Source organism: Streptomyces sp. NPDC058335, assembly GCF_042723915.1.
GTDB lineage: Bacteria > Actinomycetota > Actinomycetes > Streptomycetales > Streptomycetaceae > Streptomyces.
Window position 1 is genome coordinate 68137 of the sequence record NZ_JBHXHX010000024.1, and the last position, 25426, is coordinate 93562.

Consider the following 25426-nt stretch of genomic DNA (forward strand, 5'->3'; position numbering starts at 1 on the left):
AAAGGCGGCGTCAGAACTTGATGCCGCCGAGGAGGCTGGCCAGGCTCTCGCCGCCGGCCTTGATGCTCGGGGCGATGGCCGTACTCGCCAGGTAGAAGCCGAACAGGGCGCAGACGACGCCGTGCGACGCCTTGAGCCCGTCCTTGCGGAAGAAGAGGAAGACGATGATGCCGAGCAGGACCACGCCTGAGATGGACAGGATCATTCTGTTCTCCTGGTTCGCGGGGGACAGTCACCATGAGTACTTCCAGGCTCACAGGATGTATCCATACGATAAAAGGTGCAACTGGGTGAAATTCGGAGAATTTCCCCCGGATGGTGGAGGTCCAGGCGAGCCGTGCGAGCAGAAGAGTTGCGGCGAACGGATCCCGCCGTGATCGTTGCCTCCGGCGGGTCCCGCCATGTGTCCGGTGAGCCAGTACCCTGGCGATTCACCTGAACGGTTGCAACGAGAGGCGGTCCGGCCGATGACCGAAGTCCCCGACCCCGAGGTCGTGGAACTGGCGACCAAGATCTTCGATCTTGCCCGCCGGGGACAGACCGAGGCGCTCGTGGCCTACGTCGACGCGGGCGTGCCGGCCAACCTCACCAACGACCGCGGCGACTCGCTCGTGATGCTCGCCGCCTACCACGGCCACGCCGAGGCGGTCCGGGCGCTGCTGGCCCGGGGAGCCGAGGCGGACCGGATCAACGACCGGGGCCAGACCCCCCTCGCCGGGGCGGTCTTCAAGGGGGAGACGGACGTCATCAAGGCGCTCCTGGAGGCCGGCGCCGACCCGGCCGCGGGCACCCCCTCGGCCGTCGACACGGCCCGCATGTTCGGCAAGACGGAGCTCCTGGAGCTGTTCGGCGTGCAATGAGCCGGAGTTCCTGAGCGGGCAGAACACAGTTCCTGACCAGGTAAATCGACGACCACGGGGGAGGCGGTACGGGGCCGCCGGAAATTTCGGTCGCGGCAGCCTGACGTGCCGAGTCATCATGACGACGTGATTCACGGACGCGATGGCCGGGCAGGTGTTGCCGCACCGCGCGGGCCGTGATGCGGTCCGCATGGGCCACCGACGAGAGGCAGAGGAAGATGGCTTACAGCAAGCAGGAAACGGCGGGCGCCCCGACGTGTTGTCACGCGGCCAGGTAATGCACGTCCCCCGGTTGCGTCGACGCTTGATGTGAGGCTGTTTCCCATGTTCGATCCGTTCATAGCGCCCAGCGGCACGCTGCTCGGCCTGCTCCAGCGGGGCCGCGGCGACGGCACACTGCATGCGCTCACCGCCCCCCGCTCCGAGGCGCTCGCGGCACTCGACCACTGCGTGCTGCGCGATCCGCGCCACGACTGGCAGGTGGAGAACCGCTCCCTCTACTACGCCCGTCTCTACCTCGACCTCAACGGCGACCTCGACGAGATCGAGACACACCTCTTCGACGTCGAGGACGCCTTCGACACCGAGGAAAGCCGCACGGGCCTGTCCCTGGCCGTCCTCGGCCACCTCGCCTCCTACGGCAGGCGGGACGCCCTCGACCTGCTCCGCAGGTACGCCGCCTCGGGCTCCAACTGGGCCTGGGCCCTCGACGAACTCGCCCTGCGCGACGACGACGCCGGCCTGCGTGCCCTCGCCGCTCCCGTGCTCGCGCGGTTCGGTACCGACGCCGAGGGCGAGGCCGAACTCGCCGCCGTCGTGCGGGACGCTTTCGAGCCACGGCCCTGGCGGCTGTGGGCCGAGGATCCCCGCGAGTACGTCTCCGCACGCGTGCGTGCCGCCCAGGAAGCCGGCTGCTTCGACCGCTGGCAGCGGCAGATGAGCCCCGCCGGGCCCCGCCCCGGCTGGAGCGTGCGCGCCGTCTTCGAATGGGCCCAGCAAGGCATCGAACGGGGCGCCGCGCTCCATGTCCCCGCCGCCCGCTGTCTCACCGCCGTGGCCGGGCCCGAGGACCGCGCGGAGATCGTGCAGGCCGCCGAGGACGGCACCGAGGGAGCCCGGTGCACCGCCCTGCGCTATCTCGCCGACCACGACGACCCCCAGGCCCCCGACCTGATCGAACAGGCCGTGGCGACAGGCAGCAGGTTCGTCGTGGAGGCCGCCGTCGACGCCTTCGAACGCATGCGCAGCGTCGCCGCGGTCGACCGGGCCCGCGGCTGGGCCCACCGGCCCGACGCGCTCGGGGCCGCCGCCGGGCGGGTGCTCGCCTGCCGGGGCGGCGGCCGTGACAGCGACCTGGTCCTCGGCGCCCTGCGCGAGGCCGTGCGCGGCGAGGGCTGCGACGCGCCGACCCTGTGGACCCTGGTCGACGGCGCCGGACGGCTGGGCATCGCCTGCGCCGCCCCGGTGCTGCGCCATATCTACCGCGAGACCGCCTCGTCCCATCTGCGCGGGCGCTGCGCCCGCGCACTGGCCGCCACCGACCCCTCCTTCGCCACCGGCTTCGCCGTCGAGTGCCTGTGGGACTGCGAGGAGACCACCCGCGAGATCGCCGCCCGGCACGCCGAGACCGGCGACGCCCGGGTCGTGGAGCGGCTCCGCCGCCTCGCCGCCGACCCGGCCGAGGAGGACGAGGTCCAGACGGCCGTACGCAGCCGGATCGGGCCGGACGCCGCCTCCGCCATGTGATCGACGGCAGAGGCGTACCCGCCGGGTGAACGGCGGATGACCCGCGGGTCAGACGGGCATGGACGCCGTCTGACCTGCTCGGGCGTGCAGCGCAACGCTCATGGGACGTTCGGCGTCCGGAAAGATCCACGTTGACGCGTCCACGTCCAGCGAGGCGACAACACCCGTATGCGTGTCGTCATCGTGACCGAATCCTTTCCCCCCGACGTGAACGGCGTGGCCCACTGCGCGCTCCAGACCGCCCGGCACCTCGTAGATCGCGGTCACCTCCCGCTCGTCGTCGCGCCGGCCACCGCCGCCGGTCCCGGGCCGGACACCGAAGCGCCCTGCCCCGTCGTCCGTGTCCCCTCCCTCCCGCTCCCGGGCTATCCCCAGGTCCGCGTCGCCCTCCCCAGCCGACGCGTCGCCGCGGCCCTCGTCGACCACCGGGCCGACATGGTCCACCTGGCCAGCCCCTTCATCCTCGGCGTACGCGGCATGGCCGCCGCCGCCCGGCTCGCCATCCCCGCCGTCGCCGTCTACCAGACCGACCTGGCCGGATACGCCCGCACCTACGTACACGCGGGCGAGGCGGCCGCCTGGCGCCGCATCCGCTCCGTGCACGCCGCCGCCGACCTCACCCTCGCCCCCTCCAGAGCCGCCCTGCACGACCTCGACACGCACGGCGTGCCCCGGGTCAGGCTGTGGCCGCGCGGCGTGGACACCGTCCGCCTCCGCCCCGACCTCCGCGACGATGCGCTGCGCCGTGAACTCGCGCCGAACGGCGAGGTGATCGTCGGCTACGTCGGGCGGCTGGCCCCCGAGAAGCAGGTCGAACTCCTCGCCGGCGTCTGCGGTCTGGACGGCGTGCGGGTCGTGGTGGTGGGCGACGGGCCCACCCGGCCGGGGCTGGCCGAGGCACTGCCGGGCGCGGTCTTCCTCGGCCCCCGTACCGGTGACGAACTCGGCCGCATCTTCGCCTCGCTGGACGTCTTCACGCACACCGGGCCCTTTGAGACCTTCTGCCAGACCGTGCAGGAGGCCATGGCGAGCGGCGTCCCGGTCGTCGCGCCCGCCGCCGGCGGACCGCTGGACCTGGTCGCCCACGGGCGCACCGGGCTGCTCGTCCCGCCGCGCGACGCCGGCGCCGTGCGCGACGCGGTCGCCGCCCTGGCCGCCGACCCAGCGCGCCGGGCGGCCTACGGCGACGCCGGACGGGCCATGGTCCAGGGCCGCACCTGGGCCGCCGTCGGCGACCAGTTGATCGGCCACTACGGTGATGTGCTCGCCGCGCGCCGCCCGGTGGTGGCCGCATGAGCGCCGGCGCTCTGCGGATCGTCCGCCTCGCCAACTTCGTCGCACCCGCCTCGGGCGGACTGCGCACGGCGCTCCGCGAACTGGGCAAGGGCTATCGCGCCGCCGGACACGAGCCGGTCCTGGTCGTGCCCGGCGACCGGGCGGGCGACCGCGACACCGAACAGGGAAGGGTGATCACCCTTCCCGGACCGCTGCTGCCCGGCACCGGCGGCTACCGCGTCCTCACCGACAAGCGACGCCTCGCCCGCCTGCTCGCGGACCTGGCACCGGACCGCCTTGAGGTCTCCGACCGTACGACGCTGCGCTGGACCGGCAAGTGGGCGCGGCGCGCCCGGGTGCCCGCCGTGATGGTCTCCCACGAGACCGCCGACGGGGTGCTGCGCACGTGGGGTCTGCCGGAGGGAGCCGCCCGGCGGGCCGCCGACTCGCTCAACGTCCGTACGGCGCACGCCTACGCGCGCGTGGTCTGCACGACCGAGTACGCCGAGCGCGAGTTCGTGCGGATCGGCGCCCGGAACGTGGTGCGGGCGCCGCTCGGCGTCGACCTGACCGAGCGCCACCCCGCGCTGGCCGACACGGGACTGCGGGCCCGGTACGCCCGCGACGACCAGGTGTTGCTGGTGATGTGCGCCCGCCTGTCCGTGGAGAAGCGCCCCGGTACGGCGCTGGACGCGCTGGAGTCCCTGGTGCGCCGTGGCACGCGCGCGGTGCTGGTCGTGGCCGGGGACGGACCGCTGCGGGGTCGGCTCGAGCAGCGGGCACGGGGCCGCGGGCTGCCGGTCCTCTTCCTGGGGCATGTCTCCGACCGCGGCCTGCTGGGTGCTCTCCAGGCCTCCGCCGACGTGTGCCTCGCCCCGGGGCCCGCCGAGACCTTCGGGCTCGCCGCGCTGGAGGCCATGGCCTGCGGCACCCCCGTGGTCGCCAGCGCCTCCTCGGCGCTGCCCGAGGTGATCGGGGCCGCGGGGGCGACCTCTTCGGACCACGGGGACGCGTTCGCGGACGCGGTGGAGCGGCTGCTCCACCGGCCTCCGGTGGAGCGGCGCGAGGCGGCACGCGCGCGTGCGGAGTGCTTCGGGTGGGGGACGGCGGTGGAGGCGTTCCTGGCGGCGCACGACGCGGGGGTGCTGAGCGGCTCGGGGGTGGGCGACGACGGGACGGTGGCGTTCCGTCGTGGCGTGGGCGACGGGACGGGGCTGTTCCGTTCTGGGGCGGACGGTGGGACGGGGCTGTTCCGTTCCGGTGAGGGCGAGGCGACGGTGCCGTCTCGTTCTGGCCCGGACGATGGGACGCTACCGGTCCGTTCTGACGTGGGCGAGGCGACGCTACCGGTCCGTTCTGACGTGGGCGAGGCGACGCTACCGGTCCGTTCCGTCGCGGGTGAGGCGACGCTACGGGCCCGTCCCGACGCGCACGACGGGACGGCACCGTCTCGTCCCTTCGTGGCCGGAGGGCTGGGATAGGTCGGCCGGTCCGTGGTGGCTGGCGACGGGGGGCACCGGCTGGTTGGCCCGCAGATGCACCGACCTGGTGCCGCAGCTGCTGGCCCTCGCCGTCGACGAGAAGCGGCACCGCGCGCGGGGCACGAGCGCCCGCCTCGACCTGCGCACCTCCGCGGCGATGTCGGCGGCCCTGGCCGCCCTGTCGGTGTCGGAGCGGCAGCCGGACGCGGCCTAGCGACGCCGACCGGGCGTCAGCGTCGGCGTACCGCCACGAAGCGGACCGGGGTACCCGGTGTCGCCTGCGCGGTGGACGGGAGGTCGGAGGGGCGGACCACCCCGATCACCGGGTAGCCCCCGGTGGTCGGATGGTCCGCCAGGAAGACCACCGGTCTGCCGTCGGGCGGGACCTGTACGGCGCCCAGGACCATCCCCTCGCTGGCGAGTTCGCCCGTCACCGCCCGGTTCAGAGCGGGTCCTTCGGTGCGCAGCCCGATGCGGTTGCTCGCCGCCGATACGCGGTACGCGCCCGAGGTGAACAGCCGGACCGCCTCCGGTGTGAACCAGTCGTCACGCGGACCCAGCGTGATCCGGAGGACCAGTTCCGCCGGAGGAGCGGGCTGCGGGGCGACGTCCACGCGCGCGTGCGGGACGCGCGCACGTCCGAGAGGCAGGACAGTGCCGTCAGCGAGCGGTGCCGGACCGAGGCCCGACAGGAGGTCCGTCGAGCGGCTGCCGAGGACGGGATCGACGGCGATGCCGCCGGACACGGCCACATAGCTCCGTACACCGCAGACGGCCGGACCGACGTCCAGGACCGCCCCGGCCGGCACCCGCACGGGCGCCCCCCAGGCGGCCGGCCGGCCGTCCACGGTGACCCGGCAAGGAGCCCCGGCGACGGCCACGGTGACCGCCGAACGCGGGCGTAGGGCACAGCCGTTGAGCGTCGTCTCCAGGACGGCGGCCTCGGGCGGGTTCCCGACCAGCCGGTTGCCGAGCGCCGCCGCGGGCTCGTCCAGGGCGCCGGAGCGCGGCACCCCGAGATGGGCGTGTCCGGGGCGGCCCCGGTCCTGCACGGTGGTGAGCGCCCCGGCGCGTACGACGACGAGCGCGCGGTCCGTCATAGGGTGCCCTCCCGAACGCAGGCGCCCCGGGCGGCGTGGCCGGGCGTGCGCCGCGTGCTGTTCCGGGCAGCGCACGCGGAAGGGTGCCGTGCGTCGGTGGCGAGGGCACTCCCGCCGTAGCCGTGGGGCATCGACAGCGGGCCGGTCATGCCGCACCCGCCCGGTCCGCCGGGACGAAGCGCACGCGCGTACCCGGCGTCAGCAGCGCGGCCGGCACGCGCGCGTGGTCCCACAGCACGGCGCGTGTAGTGCCGATCAGCTGCCAGCCGCCCGGCGAGGAGCGCGGGTAGACCCCCGTGTACGGGCCCGCCAAGGCCACCGACCCGGCCGGAACGGCGGTGCGCGGGGTCGCCCGGCGCGGGACGTCGTAGCGCCGCGGCAGGCCTGTGAGGTAGCCGAAGCCGGGCGCGAAGCCGCAGAACGCGACGCGGAACTCGGTGGCCGCGTGGATGCGGGCCACCTCCTGCGCGGACACGTCCCAGTGGGCGGCGACGTCGGCGAGGTCGGGGCCGTCGTAGCGCACCGGCAGCTCGATCACCTCGCCCGTCCGCGGGGGAGCGGGCGGCACGGTGGCGCTCGTCAGTTCGGCGGCCCAGCGGGCGGGGTCGGCCAGGCCGTCGAGGAGGACCGTACGGGCCGCCGGGACGATCTCGCGGACGGCCAGTGAGCCCTCCGCGCGGCGGCGCAGCAGCTCCGCGTGGAGGGCCTGGGCGTCCTCGCCGGAGGCCACCTCGACGAGCAGGGCGTCGTCGCCGACGGGCAGCGCCCTCATGCGAACGCCTCGACACGCACACCGGATTCCTCCAGCCGCCCCCGGACCCGGCGGGCCAGCTCCACCGCGCCGGGCGTGTCGCCGTGCAGGCAGAGGGAACGCGCGCGTACCTCGATGCGAGCCCCCGCGCGGGAGGTGACCTCGCCCAGCCGGGCCAGGCTGAGCGAGCGTTCGACGACGGTGTCCGGGTCGGTGATCACGGCCCCGTCCTGACCGCGGGGCACGAGGGTGCCCTCCTCGGTGTACGCACGGTCCGCGAACGCCTCCGGGACGGCGGGCAGCTCCGCCTTCCCGGCCAGTTCCAGCAGGCGCGAGCCCGGCAGCCCGAGCACGGGCAGTGTCGCGTCGGCGAGGAGCACGCCGTCGACGACCGCCGCGGCCTGTTCCTCGTCGTGCACGACCCGGTTGTAGAGCGCGCCGTGCGGCTTGACGTAGGCGACACGGGCGCCCGCCGCGCGCGCGAAAACCTCCAGGGCGCCGATCTGATAGGCCACCTCGGCGGCCAGTTCGGCGGGCGGCACGTCCATCGCGCGCCGCCCGAACCCGGCGAGGTCGCGGTAGGAGACCTGCGCGCCGATCGTCACGCCCCGTGCGGCCGCCAGTTCACACACGCGCCGCATGGTGACCGCGTCCCCGGCGTGGAAGCCGCAGGCCACGTTGGCGCTGGTGACGACGGACAGCAGTTGCTCGTCGTCGGTCAGCCGCCAGCGGCCGAAGCCCTCGCCGAGGTCGGCGTTGAGATCGATCATGCCTGTCTCCTGGTCAGGCCACGCGGTACTGCTCGTCGCGGGCGTCGGTGAGGAACATCTGTCCCGGTGCGTGGGTCAGGGCGAACGGCGGGCGCGAGGCCATCACCGCGGCCTGCGGGGTCACACCGCAGGCCCAGAACACCGGGATGTCGTCCGGTTCGGCGTCCACCGGTTCCCCGAAGTCGGGGCGGCCGAGGTCGTCGATGCCCAGTCCCGACGGATCGCCGCAGTGTACGGGGCTGCCGTGCACCGCAGGGAGCAGACTGCTCTCCCGGATCGCCGCCGCCAGGTGCTCCGGCGGTACCGGCCGCATGGACACCACCAGCGGGCCGTGCAGCCGCCCCGCCGGGCGGCACTGACGGCTCGTCGCGTACATCGGGACGTTGCGCCCCTGTTCGACATGGCGGATCGGTACGCCCGCCCCGGCCAGCGCCCACTCGAAGGTGAAGCTGCACCCGATGAGGAACGACACCAGGTCGTCCCGCCAGTACCCACGCACGTCCGTCGGCTCGTCCACCAGCTCGCCGTCCCGCCACACCCGGTAGCGCGGCAGGTCGGTGCGCAGGTCCGCGCCCTCGGCCAGGACGGTCGTCCAGGAGCCGGCGTCGGTGACGTCGAGAACGGGGCAGGGCTTGGGATTGCGCTGGCAGAACAGGAGCATGTCGTACGCCCAGTCCGCCGGCACCGAGATCAGGTTGACCTGGGTGTGGCCCGCGGCGACGCCCGCCGTGGGGCCGGTCAGGCCGTCCCGGAAACGGGACCTGGCGGTTTTCGGGCTCCACGCGTGCGCGTGCTCGTCGACGAGGGTCACAGGAGGGTCCTGCACGATGATCGGACGCTTCACTCCAGTTCCTTTCCGCGCGTCTCCGGCAGCCCCAGCAGCGCCAGGGCCGCGATGCCGTACCCGATCGCGCCGAAGACCAGGGCTCCGCCCACACCCCAGCTGTCGGCGAGGAAGCCGACCGTGGTGGGGAAGACGGCGCCGACGGCACGCCCGGTGTTGTACGTGAAGCCCTGGCCGGTGCCGCGCACGGCCGTCGGGTACAGCTCGCTCAGGTAGGACCCGAAGCCGCTGAAGATGGCCGACATGCAGAACCCGAGCGGGAACCCGAGGATCAGCAGGAGGGTGTCCGCGCCGCTCGGGATGTTGGCGTAGGCCAGGATGCAGACCGCCGACAGCAGGGCGAACAGCCAGATGTTGCGGCGCCGGCCCAGCCGGTCGGTGAGATGCCCGCCGGTCAGATAGCCGAGGAAGGCGCCGGAGATCAGGAACGTCAGATAGCCGCCCGTGTTGACCACCGACAGACCGCGCTCGCTCTTGAGGTACGTCGGCACCCAGGTCGCCAGCGTGTAGTAGCCGCCCTGGACGCCCGTGGAGAGAAGGCCCGCGAAGATCGTCGTACGCAGCAGGCGGCCCCGGAAGATCGCCGCGAAGGAGCCCTTTCCGGCATGGCGCTCGCGCGCGGCGACCGCCGTCGGCGCGTCCTGCACGCGGCGCCGCATCCACACCACGAGCAGGGCGGGCAGGGCGCCCGTCCAGAACATCACGCGCCAGGCCACGTCGTCGCCGAAGAACGAGAAGACGAGCGTGTACATGATGGCCGCCAGGCCCCAGCCGACGGCCCAGGAGCTCTGGATCGCGCCCAGGGTGCGGCCCCGGTGCTTCGCGCTCGCGTACTCGGCGACCAGGATCGCGCCGACGGCCCACTCGCCGCCGAAGCCGAGACCCTGGAGGGCGCGGAAGAGCAGCAACGTCTCGTAGGTGGGCGCGAAGCCGCAGGCCACGGTGAAGACGGCGTACGTGATGACCGTGATCATCAGGGCCTTGACCCGGCCGATCCGGTCGGCCAGGACGCCCGCGAGGGCGCCGCCGACCGCGGAGGCGACCAGCGTGACGGTGGTGAACAGGCCTGTCTGGCCGCTGTCCAGGCCGAAGTAGGCGGCCAGCGCGACCATGCTGAGCGGCAGCGTGAAGTAGTCGTAGGAGTCCAGGGCATAGCCGCCGAAGGCCCCGGCGAAGGCACGGCGCCCGCGCGGGCCCAGGGCGCGCAACCAGCCCAGCGCGCCGTCGTCGGAGGCCTGTTCGGCCGCTGGAGGGTGGGCGTCGGTGGACGGGGCCTGCGGTGGAGGGGTCGTGCTCATGGGCACCTCGCAGAGGGATGACGGGGGGTGCTGGGACCGAGCCGTGCCGTGCGGGAGGGGTGCTGAGCGGAGCAAGGTATCCAGCAAGGTAGAGGATCGTTGAACGATCCCTCAATACCCCTGTTGTTTCGTTCTCGTGTCTGCGGTTGAATTCCGGGCATGGCAGAGCAGCTGGCGGGACTGGCCGACGACCGCGCCCTCCTGGGCCGCACCAGCACGGCGGAACGCGTCTCGGACATCCTCAGGAGCCGTATCGCGGAGGGCTATTTCCCGCCGGGGACCCGGCTGTCGGAGGACAGCATCGGCGGTGCCCTCGGCGTCTCCCGCAACACGCTGCGTGAGGCGTTCCGGCTGCTCACCCACGAACGCCTGTTGGTCCACGAGTTGAACCGGGGCGTGTTCGTCAGAGTCCTGACCGTCGACGACGTCGAGGACATCTACCGCACGCGCAGTCTCGTCGAGTGCGCCGTCGTACGAGGCCTGGGAGAGCCGCCGTACGCGCTCGGCAACCTTGCCGAGGCCGTGGAGGAGGGGCAGCGGGCGGCGCGCGAAGGTGACTGGAAATCGTTGGGCACGGCCAATATCCACTTCCACCGGGAACTGGTCGCCCTCGCGGGCAGCGAGCGCACCGACGAGCTGATGCGCAGCGTCTTCGCCGAACTGCGCCTCGCCTTCCACGTCGTCGACGACCCGCGTCGGCTGCACGAGCCCTACCTCGCCCGCAACCGGCAGATCCTCCAGGCGCTCGAGGCCGGCGACAGGGCGGAGGCGGAGACGCTGCTCGCCGTGTATCTGGGCGACTCACTGGAACGGATCGTCGAGGTGTACCGGCGCCGGGTGGGCGACGACCCCTCCGACGGCTGAGGTGTGCCGCCACGGCTCTCGCGGACCCCGGCCGAGGCTCCCCGGCCGGGTCCCGGCCGAGGCTCCCGGGCGGCCTGCCACGCGTCGCGCACCGCTGTGACGTGGGTCGCTTCTGCGTCGTTTGGGTCGATGTCAGACCGAGGACCTAGTCTGTGCACCGTGACTTCGCCTGCATCGACGGACCGTGTTCCGCCCCAGCTCAGCGCGGGGCCGCGCCCCGCGCCGGGCCCGGCCGCCGACGAGGGACTGGCGCGGCGGCTGCGCGCGCTCGCCTGCACCGCACCGATCCACGACCTCGACGCACGCAAGGCCAACCTCGCCGGCGAGTACTCGGTCTACGGCATGGCGGAGATCGCCCTCGCCGCGATCGACCTGGTCACCCTGAACATGGACTTCGACACCGGCGCCGACCACGACCAGATAGTCGCCCGCCTGATCCCGCGCATCGCCGCGCAGGCCCCCGGGCGGCAGGCCGAGGAGCACGAGCGCGTCGCCCGCTGGGTCCTGGAGAACCTGATCAACGTCGGCACCGTCGACCGCGGCTTCCGCGCCGTGTACGGCACCTTCACCCCGGACGGCACCTACGTCCGCCGCGACTACGACTTCAAGCTGATCGAGGAGGTCCCCGGGTACGGCGGCACGGTCTACCTCCGTACGACGGACGAGGCGGTCAACGTCCTCGTGGGCGCCCTCGACACCGACGTCACCAGCGCGCAGATCGCCGCCGAGGTCAAACTCGAGGTCCTCATCCGCCGCGGTCGCCTGGCCGACGCCCAACTCGCCGCCGAACAGGCCCGCTACCGGACCGTGCAGTACTCCGAGACGCTGCGCAGGGCCCTGGAGGCGACCCGGCGCAACGTCCGCGCGGTGGACTGGCTCAACGCCGTTCCCGACATGATCGCCGAGGCCCTCGACCACGTCGCCGACCGCTACCGCCACGAGAACGCGATCCTCACCAACATCCGCAAGGCCCGCGACGAGATCGAGGACGCGGAGAACAAACGGCGGGCAGCCGAACTCGTCGACATCGTCAAGGACTGCATCCGCCGGCACACCCAGCTGCAGTCCCGCCTGCTCGAGGCCGGACCGCTGTTCCGTGCCGAGCAGGACCGGCAGGCCTTCGCCACCCCCATGACGTCGTCGGGAACAGACCTCTACGGCCATCTCGTCGCGCCCGTGCTGCCGTTGCCGCTGGAGCAGGCGGTGCGGGTCACCGACGCGTTCTTCGCGCGCGGGACGGGACTGCGGACACCCGCGTCCGTGCGGGTGGGCGACCTGATCGACCTGCTGTTGACGCCGCCGGTGGAGCGGGAGAACCTCGGCGCGGAGATGCCGGAGCCCGACCTCATCGCGACTCCCGACGACAGCCGGTTCAGCGAGGAGCAACTGGCCGCCGCCATGGAACTGCTGGACCTGCCCGCGGACGCGCCACGACGGCTGTCGGGGCTCCTCGCGGAAGCACGCGGGCGAGATCCCGAACTGCCGTACCTGGTGGCGCTGCTGGCGGTGCACGCGGCCAGCCCGGCGGTCGGCACCGCCTACCGGCAGGGCGAGGAGAAGCTGCTGTTCGCTGTCGACGACGGGACCGAACTGGACGATCCGGAGTTCGGCGGGGCCGACCTGATAGTGGGCATGGCGCTGCTGGACGCGGCGGCGATGGCCGCGGACCGGACGGAAGCAGCATGAGCCGGACCCGGAATCGCCAGCACGAGCACCCCCGCAGCAAGGAGCCGACACCGTGACCGAGCACGTCGACCGGAGTGAACCCGAGGCCGCCGCGCCGGCCTCCGCCGTCGTCACCCCAGCCGACGCCGCCGACGCGGCGCGGCTCGTCGCCTTCGGCCTCCAGCCCAGACTTCAGCCCGCGCGCGACCAGGAGTACGCGGACCTGCTCCGGCGCTACCGCGAGGACCCGCCGTTCGCGCGGCTCGCGGACGCCGTGGCCACCGGGCTGGGCCTGATCGTGCTGGAGGTGTCCCCGCGCGCGGGGATGGCCGTCACCGCAGCGGAGGACTCGGTGTTCGCCGTCCGCATGGGCGACTACGCCCGTCGTACGTCCGCGGACTCCGGAGACCGGTTCCTGCACGGCCTCGCGCATCTCGCCGTCGCCGCGATGGCGTTCCCCCGGCCCGAGGACCTGGCCGACGACGGCTACATCGGCCGGGTCAGCGTCAACGGCGTGGACGCCTTCGTGCGCCAGGCCTGCCGCCGCCTGGAGGAGCGGGCGGAAGAGCAGGGCGAGAACACCGACCCCGCGACCGACGCGCCGGACCTGGAGGCCGCCTGGCGGATCTGGGCCCGACGCAGCGCCGCCGGCGCCACCAAGGACGCCCGCCGGCTCGCCGGTTCGACGACCGGCATCGTCGGCAAGGCCGTCGCGTTCCTCACCGACTCCGGCTTCCTCCAGCGCACCGGCGACGACAACGGCGGCACGTACCGGACCACCGCCCGCTACCAGCTCCAGGTCCGGGACATGGCGGGGAGCGCGGCCCTGGCCGAGCTGCTGGAACTGGGCGTCGTCCCGGTCACCGACGGAACGCCGACGCTGCTGCCCCCCGAGGAGTCCGACGACCTCGACCTGGTCGCCGACGCCGGACTGCCGTTCCACTCCTGAGACTCCACGGAGCCCACCGAAGCTCCCGGAGTTCCCGAAGCCGATCCACCGATCCACCGCACCTTCCGAAGACTTACGAGAGTCCGCCATGTACGAGCTGTCCCGAGTCCGCCTCTACTCGATCGGGCCTGCCGGTGCGCGCTATGCCGACACTGTGCTCGACCTGCGGGGCGTGGGCGAGGTCGTGCCCGATCCCGCCCCCACGCAGGCGGAGTTCTTCGAGGACGAGCCCGTCGGCCCGCCGCGCCGGCCCGCGCCCGCGGGCGTGCTGTTCCTGGAGAACGGCGGCGGCAAGTCCGTCCTGCTCAAGCTGATCTTCTCGGTGATGCTGCCGGGCCACCGCAACACCCTCGGCGGCGCCAGCTCCGGCGTCCTGCGCAAGTTCCTGCTCGCCGACGACTGCGGCCATGTCGCGCTGGAGTGGCAGCACGTGCTGACCGGCGAGTGCGTGGTCGTCGGCAAGGTCAGCGAGTGGCGCGGCCGACAGGTGTCCAACGACCCGCGGAAGTTCGCCGAGGCCTGGTACTCCTTCCGGCCCGGCCCCGGACTCACCCTGGACAACCTTCCCGTCGCCGAGTCCACCGCAGTACGGCCGTCCGCCGAGGGCCAGTCGGGCGCGCAGGGCCGACGGCGCACCATGAAGGGCTTCCGCGACGCGCTCACCGACGCGGGCAAGGCGTATCCGCACCTGGAGGTGCACTGGGAGGAGATCCACGACCGGTGGATCGAGCACCTCGGCGAGCTGGGCCTCGACCCCGAACTCTTCCGCTACCAGCGTGAGATGAACGCCGACGAGGGCGAGGCGGCCGGCCTCTTCGCGGTCAAGAAGGACTCCGACTTCACCGACCTGCTGCTGCGCGCGGTCACGGACACGCGTGACACCGACGGCCTCGCCGACCTCGTCGGCGGCTTCGGCAACAAGCTGGGCCGGCGCGCCGAGCTGATGGCCGAACGGGACTTCACCGCCGGCTCGGTGGACCTGCTCGGGCGGATCGTCGAGGCCGCCGACGCGCGGGCACGCGCGCGTGACATCCACGCCGGGGCCGAGCGCCGCAACCGCGCCCTCGCCCGCAGGCTGTCCGCGCGCGGGCTGCGGGAGCGCACCCGCGCCGCCGACCTGGCCCAGCGGGTCACGGCCGCCGCCTACGCCGTCACCCACTCCGAGAGCGCCCGCGAGCGCAGTGCGCTGATCGCCGCCGAACTCGCCTTCCGGCACGCCTCGCTGGCGCTCGCCGCCGCCGAGAAGTCCGCCGCCGCGCAGAAGCGCGAACTCGCCGAGGCGCGCACCCTCCACGCCGCCTGGCAGGCCGCCGAGGTCTCCCTGCGGCAGCGCGCCGCCGCCGACCGGGTCGCCCGCGTGTCCGCCGCCATCCAGGAGGCCGAGCGGGACGCAGCCCCGGCGCTCGCCGCCCGCGCCAAGGCCGCCGTCGACCTCGTCCGCGCCCTGCACGGCGCGGCCGGGAGCGCCGAGACCCTCGCCAACGAGGAGGAGGAACGCTCCGCGGCCCTCCAGGAGGTCGGCGAGGCCGCGCACCGCGACGCCACGTCCGCCGCCACCGAGGCGCAGCGCGCCCGCAGCGAGGCCGGACATCTGCGTCAGCGCCTCACAGAGGTCGAGCAGGAGACCGCCGAAGCGGTACGCGCCGGCTGGCTCGACGACAGCGCGCCCGACGCCGACCCTGCGCGCGCAGCCCTCGCCGCCAGCGACGCCGAGAAGAGCGCCGTCGCCGCCTGGGACACCGCCCGTGAGGCCTCGCGCAAGGCCGCCGAGCACGCGCGCGAGGCCGCCTCCGCCGAGTCGCGGGCCGAGCTGACCGCGGCCCGCGCGGCCGACGCGGCGTCGGCCGCGCACCGGTCGTACGACGCCGAGCGCCGGCTCGCCGAGGGCCTCGCCGGCGAGGAGCGGCTGGCCGAACTGCTGAGCGTGACCGGTGCCTCGACCCCGCGGATCATCCCGCAGCCGCGCCAGGAGAACGAGGCCGAGGGCACCGGACTCACACCCGAGGACCTCGACCGCTACGCCGACGAGCTGCGCGAACTCCTCGACGGCACCGTCTCCTCCGCCGAGCGACAGCTGTTCGAGCTGCGGACCGCCGCCGCCGACGACTCCCGCATCCTCGGCGCGCTCGGCGACGGCGGACTGCTGCCGCCCGGCCCGGACGTGCTCGCGACGGTCGAGTACCTCGGCGAGCACGGCATCCCCGCCCTGCCCGGCTGGCGCTACCTCGCCCAGGCCGTCGACCCCGTCGACCACGCTCGGGTCCTCGCCGCCCGGCCGGAACTGGTCGACGGCGTGATCATCACCGACCCCGACTCGCACGCCCGCGCGCGTGAGGCGCTCGGCGAAGCCGCCCTGCTGCCCCGGTCCGCCGTGGCCGTCGGCACCGCCGCCGCCCTCCTCGCCCCCACCCCGGCGCCCGGCACCGACACCGGTGACGTCTTCCTCGTACCGCCGAACCCGGCCATGCACGACGAACACGCCGCCGACGAGGAACGGCGGACGCTGCGCGCGCGGGCCACGGAGCGGGACGAGGAGATCCGCCGGCTCGCGGCCCGCCTCGGCAAGGACCGGGAACTGGCGGCGCGTCTCGCCTCCTGGCGCACCGGCTGCCCCGCCGGGCGGCTCACCGAACTGGCACGGAGCGCCGAGGAGGCGCGCGCGTTCGCCGAGGAGTCCGAGGCCGAGCTGGCCGAGGCACGGACCGTGCGCGCGGAGGCCGACGAGGCTGCCGCCGAGGCCGCGCAGGTGCGCGACGAGCGGCAGGAGGCCGCCCAGAAGGCCCGGCGCGCCGCCGACGCCCTCGCAGGGCTCGCCTTCCGGCTGCGCGAGCGCGCCGGCTGGCAGGTCAAGCTGCGTGAACTCGCCGACGAGGCCGCCGAGTCCGAGGCCCGCGCCCAGGCATGCCTGGAGCGCGCCCGCGCCGCCGACGAGGACCGCCGTGCCGCCCAGCGGGCCGCCGACGACTCCCGCCGCACCGCGCGTGCGCTGCGCGCCGAGCGCTCCGAGATCGCCGGCGCCCCCGACGACGTACCGGAGGAGGAGCCGGGCGCGCCCAAGGCGTCCCTGCCCGCCCTGCGGGAGGCCTATCGGGCCGCCTCCCAGCTGTACGAGAAGGTCGGCGTCGGCGCCGACCTGCGGGCGGAACAGGCCCGCGCGGAAGGCGACGAGAGCGCGGCCCTGGCGGAACTGGACCGGCTGAGCAACAAGGTCCGCACGCGCGCGGAGCAGCTGCTCCAGTCACCGGACGGCTCCGACGGACCGTCCCGGCAGGCGGCCTCCGCGCGCGCGGAGGAGCTGGTCCAGCTCCTGGAGACCCGCGTGTCCACCGCGAGCGAGCAGCTCGGCCGGCTGCGCGGAGAGGCCGAACGGCACGCGCCGGAGGACGGCGAGGCCCACACCGAACTGCCCGAGGAGCTCCAGCCGCGCGACGCCGAGCACGCGCAGTCCCTGCTGCGCACCGCCACCGCCGAACTCGCCTCCCGCACCGAGGCGTCGGTCCGGGCCAGGGAGGCGCACGCCGAGCTGCTGGACGCCCACCGCGCCGCCGAGGACGCGGCCGGCGGCTTCGACGAGATCGCCGCCATGCTCCGCGACCTGCTGCGCGAGCACACGCCAGAGGAGGAACAGGAGGCGCCGGATCCCTACCCCGGCACCCTGGAGGAGGCCCGCCAGTCCGCGTCCGAGGCCCGCCGGTCACTGCGCGGCTGCGCCGCCGACCTGTCCGCCGCCGAGGCCGCCGTCCGCGAGGCGAGCGACATCCTCGTCCGGCACGCCAATTCCACCCGGTACGAGCAGGTGCGCACCCCCGCGCGGCAGCAGATCCGCGAGCTGCCCGCCGCCGCGCTCCCCGAGCACGCCCAGAAGTGGGCGGACGCCTTCGCGCCCCGGCTCCGCGTGCTGACGGACGAGTTGGAGCAGCTGGAGCGCAACCGCGACTCGATCGTGGACCGGCTGCGCGGTCTCGTGGAGTCGGCGCTCGCCACCCTGCGCTCCGCCCAGCGGCTGTCCCGGCTGCCCGAGGGACTCGGTGAGTGGTCCGGGCAGGAGTTCCTCCGGATCCGCTTCGAGGAGCCCGACCAGGCCACCCTCACCGAGCGGCTCGGAGAGGTCGTCGACGAGGCCACCCGCGCCGCCGTCAAGAAGAACTCCGACCTGCGGCGCGACGGCATGTCCCTGCTGCTGCGGGGCGTCGGCGCGGCCCTTCAGCCCAAGGGCGTCGCCGTCGAGATCCTCAAGCCGGACGCCGTGCTGCGCGCCGAGCGGGTGCCCGTCGGGCAGATGGGCGACGTCTTCTCCGGCGGCCAGCTCCTCACCGCGGCCATCGCCCTGTACTGCACGATGGCGGCCCTCAGGAGCAACGACCGGGGCCGCGACAAACACCGGTACGCCGGCACGCTGTTCCTCGACAACCCCATCGGCCGCGCCAACGCGACGTACCTGCTGGAGCTCCAGCGCGCGGTCTCGGACGCCCTCGGCGTGCAGCTCCTCTACACGACCGGCCTGTTCGACACGACGGCGCTGGCGGAGTTCCCGCTGGTCATCCGCCTGCGCAACGACGCCGACCTCCGAGCCGGCCTGAAGTACATCAGCGTCGAGGAACACCTGCGCCCGGGGCTGCCGCAGGCTACCTCCGGCGAAGCGGGGCACAGCGAGATCACGGCAACGCGGATGTACAAGCGCGCGGCGCCGAGCGCCCCGTAGCCGTACGGGAGTGGGGAACCGCGGGCCGTCCCGGCCGGTCGCGCGGTTCCCCCGCTCCTAGGGCGTCTGTGCGTCCTCCTTGAGGAGATCCGCGCACTTCTCGCCGATCATCATCGTCGTGACGCACGGATTGACCGCGACGAGATCGGGCATCACCGACCCGTCCGCGACCCGCAGTCCCTCGACCCCCTTGACCCGCAGTCGCGCGTCGAGCGGGGCGGAGGGGTCGTCGTCCGCGCCCATCTTCACCGTGCAGGACGGGTGGTAGACGGTGTTGTGGGTCTTGTGGATGTAGTCGAGCAGTTCGTCGTCGGTCCGCACGTCCGGCCCGGGGGCCAGCTCCGCGCCCGCCCAGCCGCTCAACGCCGGCTGTGAGGCGATCCGGCGCGCCAGCCGCAGCCCGTAGGTCATCACCCGCACGTCGTGCTCGTGCGTGAAGTACCGCGGATCGACCATCGGCTTGTCCCGGTAGTCCCGCGTCCGGAGCCGCACCGTCCCGCGTGACCTGGCCTTGGTCACGTTGGGGGTGAGGCAGAAGGCGTTCTCGGAGGTGGGGTAGCCGTGCCGGGCGGTGTTCATGTCGAACGGCACCGACCCGTAGTGGAACATCAGGTCCGGCCGGTCCAGGCCCGGCTCGGTGTCGTAGAAGATGCCCGCCTCCCACCACTGGGAGGAGGTGGCCGGCATCGGCTGCCGGGCCTCCCACATGATCACGCCCTCCGGATGGTCCTGGAGGTTCTCGCCGACCCCGGGCGCGTCGACGACGACCTCGACGCCGACCTCCCGCAGGTGCGCGGCCGGCCCGATGCCCGACAGCATCAGCAGCTTCGGCGAGTCGATCGACCCGCACGAGACGATCACCTCGCGCCGGGCCCGTACCGTGCGCGTGTGGACCAGATCGGGGTCCAGGTACGCGGCGCCCACACAGCGCCGCCCGTTCAGCAGGAGCTTCTTGGCGCGTACGCCCGTACGGACCTCCAGGTTCGGCCGCTTGCCCATGACCGGGTGGAGGTACGCCACCGACGACGACTGGCGGATGTTGTTCTCGTCGGAGTTGATCTGGAACCAGTTGGCGCCCCGGACCACCGTCGTACCCGAGTTGAAGACCGTCGTGGGTATCCCGGCCTGCGCGCACGCCTCCAGGAGCGCCGTGCCGCATGGGTCCTCGCCCTTCAGCGTGCGCAGTTTCACCGGGCCGGTGCGGCCGTGGTGGTCGCCCGGAGCGTCGTTGGACTCCAGCCGCCGGTAGAGCGGGAAGAGGTCGGCCGCGCTCCAGCCCGTACAGCCCGCCGCGGCCCAGTCGTCGAGGTCCTCGGCGGGTGCCCAGAAGGCGATGCACGAGTTGTGGGACGAACAGCCGCCCAGCACCTTCGCGCGCGCGTGCCGCATGAAACTGTTGCCGCTGGCCTGCGGTTCGACCGGGTAGTCCCAGTCGTAGCCGGACTCCAGCAGGCCCATCCAGCGGTCCAGTCTGAGGATGTCGTCGTCTCCGACGTCGCTCGGGCCGGCCTCCAGCACGCACACCGTGACGGCGGGGTCCTCGGAGAGCCGGGCCGCGACCACATTGCCCGCGGTGCCGCCGCCGACCACGACGTAGTCGAACTCGTCGATGCTCATGCTGCCCTCCTAGTCGGCTGCCGGAGTGGTGGAAGGGGCGGCCGCGGCGGGCGCTTCCAGCCGGTGCTCGGCGAGGACGCCGGTCCTGTGCCGCTGGACGAACCAGTAGTAGGCGAAGCCGCCGCCCGCGATCACGGCGACGAAGAGGACGGCACCCCACTGGAGGTACCAGTGGAAGGGCGCGGTCGCGTTGTAGACCGAGGCCCGAGGCCAGATCAGGTTGATCGTCATCGCCGCGCCCCACACCACCGCGATGATGTTGACGGGCAGTCCCCAGCGGCCGAGCGAGAACTTGCCGTCACCCGCGGGCTGCCACTTGCCGCGCAGCCGGGCCACCAGCATCGGCGCGGTCACGCCCAGGTAGGCGAGGTAGATCATGATGATGCCGATGCTGGTGACGACCGTGAAGATCTGCGGCTGGCGGATGTTGACCACCAGGATCGCCAGCGCCAGGATGCCGATGATCACGGTCGGCAACACCGGTGTCTGGAAGCGCGGGTGGCACCGGGCCAACCGTGAGGACGCGGGCAGGTTGTTGTCGCGGGCCATCGCGAACGCCAGCCGGATCGCCGCCGTGTGGACGGCGAGCGCGCACACGGTGACCGCGATCAGCACGCACCACAGCATCGCCTTGCCGGCCGTCGGACCGAGCACGTCCAGGACGATGAACTGCAGCCCGTCCGTCGAGAGCTTCTCGCCCTTCAGACTGGAGACGCTCATCAGCGCCAGCAGCAGGATCAGTCCGCCCAGGACGAACGAGGCGACGATCGCCCGGATGATCGCGCGGGGGGCGTTGCGCGACGGGTCCAGCGACTCCTCGCCGAGCGAGGCGGCCGTGTCGAAGCCGTACATGACGTACGCCGACGCCAGCGAGGCCACGAGGAACGCGCCGAGGTATCCGGCTCCGTAACCGGTGCCCGTGCCCTGGGTTTCCATGACCACCTGCGGGCCGCGCGTGATGTGGACGGCGAACAGGACGATCAACACGACCGTGGCGATCAACTCGATGAACACGCCCGCCGTGTTGATCGTGGCCATCAACTTGACGCCGAAGGCATTGACCAGGGTCGTGAACAGGATCAACACCGCGGCCAGGATCACCGCGTTGGTCGCCACGTCGTACGTGCCGGTGCCGTCCCCCACGAACTGGAAGAACGACGAGATCTGCGGCAGGGTCAGCTGGTAGGCGAGGGCCACGGCCGCGATCGACACGATCGAGGCGACCAGCATCATCCAGCCGGCCAGCCAGCCCAGATGCGGATTGCCTATCTTCTTCGACCAGTTGTAGACCGAGCCCGCGACCGGATAGCGGGCCGCCAGTTCCGCGAAGCACAGGGCGACCGTGAACTGGCCGACGAAGACCATCGGCCACGACCACCAGTAGGCGGGACCGCCGCTGCCGTAGCCGAAGTAGAACAGCTGGAACGTGCCGGTCAGGATGGAGATGTAGCTGATGCCGGCGGCGAAGGTGTGGAAGTTTCCCAGGGTGCGCCTGAGTTCGGGTTTGTAGCCGAACTCGGCGAGTTCGGCGTCGTCCTGGCCTTGCTTGTCCGATGGTGGTTGCGCTGTCGTCGTCATGAGCGGACTCCTCGTGGGCCTGGGGGAGGGGTGGGAGCGGCTCTGCGGGTGCCGGGACCGGTGGGTCGCCTGTGGGTGCTGCTCACGCGAACCAGCCCTGTGGTGAAGGGGCGGTGTTTCGCCAGACATGCTTCGTCTCGCGGTACTCGGCGAGGCCTGAGGGTCCGAGTTCGCGGCCGAAGCCGGACTGCTTGAAGCCACCCCACTCGGCTTGCGGGACATAGGGGTGGTAGTCGTTGATCCAGACGGTGCCGAGGCGGAGCCGGGCGGCCGTGCGCGCCGCCTTCGTCTCGTCGGTCGTCCAGACGGCGCCGGCCAGACCGTAGATCGTGTCGTTGGCGAGCCGCACCGCCTCGTCCTCGTCGGTGAAGCGCTCCACCGTCAGGACCGGACCGAAGGACTCCTCCCGCACCACGCTCATCCCGGCCGTGCAGCCATCCAGAACGGTCGGCGGGTAGTAGAAGCCTTCGTCCAGGCCCGGCCCGGACGGCCGTGCGCCGCCGCACCGCAGGACGGCGCCCTCGGTGAGACCCTGGGCGACGTACGCCTCGACCTTCGCCCGGTGCGCCGCGGAGATGAGCGGTCCGCTCTGTGCCCGCTCGTCGAACGGCCCGCCGAGCCGGATCAGCGACGCGCGCCGGACGATCTCGTCGACGAACCGGTCGTGCAGCGAGTCCTCGACCAGCAGCCGCGCCCCCGCCGAGCAGACCTGCCCGGAGTGCAGGAAGACGGCGGTCAGCGCCATGTCGACGGCCGTGTCGAAGTCCGCGTCCGCGAAGACGATGTTGGGGTTCTTGCCGCCGAGTTCGAGGGCGACCTTCTTCACGGTCCCGGCCGCGGCCGCCATGAGCCGGCGCCCGGTCCGGAGGCCGCCCGTGAACGAGATCAGGTCGACGTCCGGGTGGTCGCCGAGCGGGGCACCCGCCTCCGGCCCCGCGCCGAGGACCAGATTGCCCACGCCCGGCGGCAGCCCGGCCTCGTCCAGCAGCCGCAGAAGGTGGATCGCGGTGTGCGGGGTCAGCTCGCTCGGTTTGAGGACGAAGGTGTTGCCGGCCGCGAGTGCCGGCGCCACCTTCCAGGCGGTCTGGAGCAGCGGGTAGTTCCAGGGAGTGATGAGCGCACAGACACCGACGGGCTCGTTCACCACCCGGCTGTCGACGTCCTCGCGGCCGGTGTCCACGACCCGGTCGGTCTCCTCCGCGACCAGCCGCCCGAAGTAGCGGAAGCAGTTCACGATGTCGTCGATGTCGTACGCGCTCTCCACCAGCCGCTTCCCGGTGTCCAGCGACTCGGCGCGGGCGAGCGCGTCCTTGTCGCGGACCAGGAGACCGGCGACCCGCAGCAGCAGGTCCCCGCGCTCGGCCGGCGCCGTGCGCGGCCAGGGGCCCGTGTCGAAGGCACGACGGGCCGCGGCGATCGCCTCGACCGTGTCCTTGCCGCCCGCCTCGTCCACGACCCCCACCAGGGAGCCGTCCGCGGGGCACCGGATCTCGCGGGTCCGCTCGTCCAGAGCCGCCCGCCACGCGCCGTCAATGAACAGGTCGGGCATGGCCGCCTCCGAGCTTCTCGACGAGCCACTCGTGGAAGATCCCGATGTGGTGCTCGTTGGGGACCAGCACACCACCCCCGCGGTACGCCCGCGAGGACATCGCGGGCTGCGTCCGTTCACACGCCTCGAAGTCCTGGACGTTCACCCGGTGGAACAGCTCCACCGACTTCGACACGTCCGCCCCGGAGTCCACCACTTCCGGCGCGTACAGCCAGTCGCACTCGACGACCGTGCGGTCCTCGGCGAGCGGGAACATGCGGTGCAGGATGACGTGGTCCGGTACGAGGTTGATGAACACCGTCGGTTTGACGGTGATCGCGTAGTAGCGCCGGTCCTGGTCCTCGGCGACGGCAGGCAGTTTCGCGAAGCCCTCGCTGCCGTCGACCGTGAAGCCCCGGACGTCCTCACCGAACTCGGCGCCGTGGCCCACGTAGTACTGGGCGGCGTATCCGTCGGCGAACTCCGGGAGGACGTCGGTGAGTTCGGGATGGATCGTGGCGCAGTGGTAGCACTCCATGAAGTTCTCGACGATCAGTTTCCAGTTGGCCTTCACGTCGTAGGTGATGCGTTTGCCGAGGGCCAGGTTCTCGGTGCCGTAGTGCTCGATGGCGGCCGCGTCGCCGAGCCGCTCGACGGCGGCGTGCATCACCGTGTCCTCGAAGGAGGGCGGCTCGTCGGCGAGGCACACCCAGGCGTAGCCGAGCCATTCGCGCAGGGCCACCTTGATCAACCCGTATGCGACCCGGTCGACGTCCGGCATCTTGATCAAGTTGGGCGCGGCGATCAACGTACCGTCAAGGTCGTACGTCCATGCGTGGTACGGACATTGCAGGTTGCGGCGGACCTGGCCCGAATCCTCCATGCACAGGCGGGCCCCGCGATGCCGGCACACATTGAGGAAGGCGCGCAGCTCACCGCTGCGCGAACGGGTGACCAGCACGCTCTCGCGGCCGACCTGGACGGTACGGAAGGCGCCGGGTCCGGCGAGGTCGGCGCTGCGGACAGCGCAGAACCACATCGACTCGAAGAGGTGCTCCTGCTCCTGGCGGAAGATCTCCGGGTCCGTGTAGTACTGGCCCGGCAGCGTCGCGATCAGGCTGGGGGACAGAGGGGTCGTCGTCACGTGCGTGCTCCTCAGGGGGACGAGCGTGCTGCTCAGGCGGGACGGCGTGCTGCTCGGGCCGGACGAGCGTGCTGCTCAGGCGGGCGCGGCGGCGAGGCGGGCGGGATCGAAGAGGCCGATGGGGTGCGCGGTGGAGCCGGTCAGGGCCAGGTCGGCGAGGATCTCCCCGACGACGGGCACGAACTTGAAGCCGTGCCCCGAGAAACCGCACGCCACGGTCACCGCGTCCGGGTGTCCGGGATGGCGGGCGATGACGAAGTGCTCGTCCGGGCTGTTGGAGTACATGCAGGTCGCCGCCTTGAGGAAGGTGCCGGAGAGATCGGGGATGCATCCGGCCATGTGGTCGGCCATGGCCCTGACCTCCTCCTCGTGCACCGTCCGGTCGATCGTCTCCGGGGTGGTGACCTGCCCCTTCCGGAAGAAGGCGACCTTGGCGCCGAGGGCGGGACCGTCGATGGCGGGGAAGCCGTACACCTGGACGCCGGTCGCGTTCTCCCAGATGTAGATGGGATGGTTCTCGGGCAGGAAGGGCTCGACGCCACCCTTGGGCTGGAACCAGTACATGACCTGCCGTTCGATCGTGAACGCGACGCCGAGATCGGTGAGGAGCTGCGGCGCCCAGGCTCCTGGGCAGATCACCAGGTGGGCCGCCGTGTAGGTGTCCTCGGCCGTGTGCACCCGCACGCCGTCGCGGTACGGCTCCCAGCGGGTCATCGGCTCGTCGAAGTGCAGGTCGGCGCCCTGCCTGGTGGCGAGCTGGAGGTGCGCGGCGACGGTGTTCTCCGGGCGGAGCAGCCCCGCCTTCGCCTCGTACAGCGCCACTTCGTCGTCCCGCGGGGCGAGGGTGGGGAAGCGTCGCCGGATCTCCTTCGCGTCCAGCATCTCGTGCGGAAGGTCCCACTGCCGTGCCGAGCGCAGCGAACCGGAGACGGTCAGGGAGTCGGGGCGGCCGACCATCACGCCGCCGCCGAGAATCGCGATCTCCCGGCCGGTGGCCCGCTCCAGGTCCGCGTACAGCTCGTAGGCGCGCAGCAGCAGCGGTACGTACGCGGGGTCCTCGAAGTACGACTGCCGGGTGATCCGCGAACCGCCGTGGCTGGAGCCCCGGTTGTGCACCGGGCCGAACTTCTCCAGGCCGAGGACGCGGGCGCCGCGGGCGGACAGGTGGTGGGCGGCGGCGCTGCCCATGCCGCCGAGACCGATGACGATGACGTCGTAGGTGGGGGACACTGCGTGCCTCCTAGGACTTCTGAG

The 25426-nt window shown here is 72.7% G+C and carries 18 protein-coding genes and 2 pseudogenes; 9 read left to right on the forward strand and 11 right to left on the reverse strand.

The features are described 5' to 3' along the window. Positions 1–10 precede the first annotated feature (10 nt). A complete protein-coding gene (locus ACFWJX_RS34790) occupies positions 11–205 on the reverse strand; it encodes a hypothetical protein (RefSeq protein WP_073492896.1) in 195 nt (64 codons plus the stop codon). A gap of 262 nt (positions 206–467) precedes the next feature. Between ACFWJX_RS34790 and ACFWJX_RS34795 the strand changes: the two genes are divergently transcribed. From ACFWJX_RS34795 to ACFWJX_RS34815, 5 genes and pseudogenes are all read left to right on the forward strand, one after another. Beyond that, entirely contained in the window at positions 468–860 is a 393-nt protein-coding gene (locus ACFWJX_RS34795) for an ankyrin repeat domain-containing protein (protein ID WP_383250317.1), read from the forward strand. A gap of 324 nt (positions 861–1184) precedes the next feature. Then, complete coding sequence (locus tag ACFWJX_RS34800) at positions 1185–2606, forward strand: HEAT repeat domain-containing protein (RefSeq protein WP_383250318.1); 1422 nt, start codon at positions 1185–1187, stop codon at positions 2604–2606. A 168-nt stretch (positions 2607–2774) separates the two neighbouring features. Further along, positions 2775–3902, forward strand: coding sequence for a glycosyltransferase family 4 protein (locus ACFWJX_RS34805; protein ID WP_383250319.1), 1128 nt, complete (start codon positions 2775–2777; stop codon positions 3900–3902). Then, positions 3899–5026, forward strand: a pseudogene (locus ACFWJX_RS34810) (glycosyltransferase); the annotation flags it as partial. The gene ACFWJX_RS34805 and the pseudogene ACFWJX_RS34810, both read left to right, overlap by 4 nt. A 334-nt stretch (positions 5027–5360) precedes the next feature. After that, positions 5361–5576 (forward strand): annotated as a pseudogene (locus ACFWJX_RS34815) (SGNH/GDSL hydrolase family protein); the annotation flags it as partial. Between the two features lie 16 nt (positions 5577–5592). On the opposite strand, the gene ACFWJX_RS34820 reads toward ACFWJX_RS34815, so the two are convergent. The 5 genes from ACFWJX_RS34820 to ACFWJX_RS34840 all read right to left on the reverse strand — a co-directional run bounded on the left by ACFWJX_RS34820 (position 5593) and on the right by ACFWJX_RS34840 (position 10125). After that, positions 5593–6462 (reverse strand): biotin-dependent carboxyltransferase family protein, encoded by an 870-nt coding sequence (locus tag ACFWJX_RS34820; RefSeq protein WP_383250320.1) that lies wholly within the window; start codon positions 6460–6462, stop codon positions 5593–5595. A 145-nt stretch (positions 6463–6607) separates the two neighbouring features. Next, positions 6608–7234, reverse strand: coding sequence for an allophanate hydrolase subunit 1 (locus ACFWJX_RS34825; protein WP_383250321.1), 627 nt, complete (start codon positions 7232–7234; stop codon positions 6608–6610). Then, the gene (locus ACFWJX_RS34830) at positions 7231–7983 is read right to left on the reverse strand and encodes a LamB/YcsF family protein (RefSeq protein WP_383250322.1); all 753 of its coding nucleotides are present in this window, start codon (positions 7981–7983) and stop codon (positions 7231–7233) included. Before ACFWJX_RS34830 ends, ACFWJX_RS34825 begins: the two co-directional genes overlap by 4 nt. A 13-nt stretch (positions 7984–7996) precedes the next feature. After that, positions 7997–8827: a putative hydro-lyase gene (locus ACFWJX_RS34835; protein WP_383250323.1), complete on the reverse strand. Its 831-nt coding sequence runs from the start codon at positions 8825–8827 to the stop codon at positions 7997–7999. After that, on the reverse strand, positions 8824–10125 hold the full coding sequence (locus tag ACFWJX_RS34840) for an MFS transporter (protein ID WP_383250324.1): 1302 nt from the start codon (positions 10123–10125) through the stop codon (positions 8824–8826). Before ACFWJX_RS34840 ends, ACFWJX_RS34835 begins: the two co-directional genes overlap by 4 nt. 159 nt (positions 10126–10284) lie before the next feature. Here ACFWJX_RS34840 and ACFWJX_RS34845 point away from each other — a divergent pair, with 159 nt between their 5' ends. The 4 genes from ACFWJX_RS34845 (at position 10285) to ACFWJX_RS34860 (ending at position 18305) form a co-directional block, all read left to right on the forward strand. Next, positions 10285–10989 carry a GntR family transcriptional regulator gene (locus ACFWJX_RS34845; protein ID WP_383250325.1) on the forward strand — a complete coding sequence of 235 codons (705 nt, stop codon included), beginning with the start codon at positions 10285–10287 and terminating at the stop codon, positions 10987–10989. A 159-nt stretch (positions 10990–11148) separates the two neighbouring features. Further along, complete coding sequence (locus ACFWJX_RS34850) at positions 11149–12675, forward strand: hypothetical protein (RefSeq protein WP_383250326.1); 1527 nt, start codon at positions 11149–11151, stop codon at positions 12673–12675. A 52-nt stretch (positions 12676–12727) separates the two neighbouring features. Beyond that, positions 12728–13603, forward strand: coding sequence for a hypothetical protein (locus ACFWJX_RS34855; protein WP_383250327.1), 876 nt, complete (start codon positions 12728–12730; stop codon positions 13601–13603). 88 nt (positions 13604–13691) lie between these two features. After that, positions 13692–18305: a hypothetical protein gene (locus tag ACFWJX_RS34860; protein ID WP_383250328.1), complete on the forward strand. Its 4614-nt coding sequence runs from the start codon at positions 13692–13694 to the stop codon at positions 18303–18305. Between the two features lie 57 nt (positions 18306–18362). Here the strand turns inward: ACFWJX_RS34860 and ACFWJX_RS34865 are convergent, their stop codons facing one another. From ACFWJX_RS34865 to solA, 5 genes are all read right to left on the reverse strand, one after another. Next, positions 18363–19922: a GMC family oxidoreductase gene (locus ACFWJX_RS34865; RefSeq protein ID WP_383250329.1), complete on the reverse strand. Its 1560-nt coding sequence runs from the start codon at positions 19920–19922 to the stop codon at positions 18363–18365. Between the two features lie 9 nt (positions 19923–19931). Next, entirely contained in the window at positions 19932–21500 is a 1569-nt protein-coding gene (locus ACFWJX_RS34870) for an APC family permease (protein ID WP_383250330.1), read from the reverse strand. 82 nt (positions 21501–21582) lie between these two features. Then, the gene (locus ACFWJX_RS34875; protein ID WP_383250331.1) at positions 21583–23049 is read right to left on the reverse strand and encodes an aldehyde dehydrogenase family protein; all 1467 of its coding nucleotides are present in this window, start codon (positions 23047–23049) and stop codon (positions 21583–21585) included. Continuing rightward, positions 23030–24172 (reverse strand): aromatic ring-hydroxylating dioxygenase subunit alpha, encoded by a 1143-nt coding sequence (locus ACFWJX_RS34880; RefSeq protein WP_383250332.1) that lies wholly within the window; start codon positions 24170–24172, stop codon positions 23030–23032. The genes ACFWJX_RS34875 and ACFWJX_RS34880 overlap by 20 nt, the downstream gene beginning before the upstream one ends. A 75-nt stretch (positions 24173–24247) precedes the next feature. Continuing rightward, positions 24248–25402: an N-methyl-L-tryptophan oxidase gene (solA, locus tag ACFWJX_RS34885; RefSeq protein WP_383250333.1), complete on the reverse strand. Its 1155-nt coding sequence runs from the start codon at positions 25400–25402 to the stop codon at positions 24248–24250. Positions 25403–25426 lie beyond the last annotated feature (24 nt).

Coding starts and splice junctions, on each gene's coding strand:
- ACFWJX_RS34790 (WP_073492896.1), bottom strand. CDS start 205: ATGATCCTGTCCATCTCAGGCGTGGTCCTGCTCGGCATCATCGTCTTC.
- ACFWJX_RS34795 (WP_383250317.1), top strand. CDS start 468: ATGACCGAAGTCCCCGACCCCGAGGTCGTGGAACTGGCGACCAAGATC.
- ACFWJX_RS34800 (WP_383250318.1), top strand. CDS start 1,185: ATGTTCGATCCGTTCATAGCGCCCAGCGGCACGCTGCTCGGCCTGCTC.
- ACFWJX_RS34805 (WP_383250319.1), top strand. CDS start 2,775: ATGCGTGTCGTCATCGTGACCGAATCCTTTCCCCCCGACGTGAACGGC.
- ACFWJX_RS34820 (WP_383250320.1), bottom strand. CDS start 6,462: ATGACGGACCGCGCGCTCGTCGTCGTACGCGCCGGGGCGCTCACCACC.
- ACFWJX_RS34825 (WP_383250321.1), bottom strand. CDS start 7,234: ATGAGGGCGCTGCCCGTCGGCGACGACGCCCTGCTCGTCGAGGTGGCC.
- ACFWJX_RS34830 (WP_383250322.1), bottom strand. CDS start 7,983: ATGATCGATCTCAACGCCGACCTCGGCGAGGGCTTCGGCCGCTGGCGG.
- ACFWJX_RS34840 (WP_383250324.1), bottom strand. CDS start 10,125: ATGAGCACGACCCCTCCACCGCAGGCCCCGTCCACCGACGCCCACCCT.
- ACFWJX_RS34845 (WP_383250325.1), top strand. CDS start 10,285: ATGGCAGAGCAGCTGGCGGGACTGGCCGACGACCGCGCCCTCCTGGGC.
- ACFWJX_RS34860 (WP_383250328.1), top strand. CDS start 13,692: ATGTACGAGCTGTCCCGAGTCCGCCTCTACTCGATCGGGCCTGCCGGT.
- ACFWJX_RS34865 (WP_383250329.1), bottom strand. CDS start 19,922: ATGAGCATCGACGAGTTCGACTACGTCGTGGTCGGCGGCGGCACCGCG.
- ACFWJX_RS34870 (WP_383250330.1), bottom strand. CDS start 21,500: ATGACGACGACAGCGCAACCACCATCGGACAAGCAAGGCCAGGACGAC.
- ACFWJX_RS34875 (WP_383250331.1), bottom strand. CDS start 23,049: ATGCCCGACCTGTTCATTGACGGCGCGTGGCGGGCGGCTCTGGACGAG.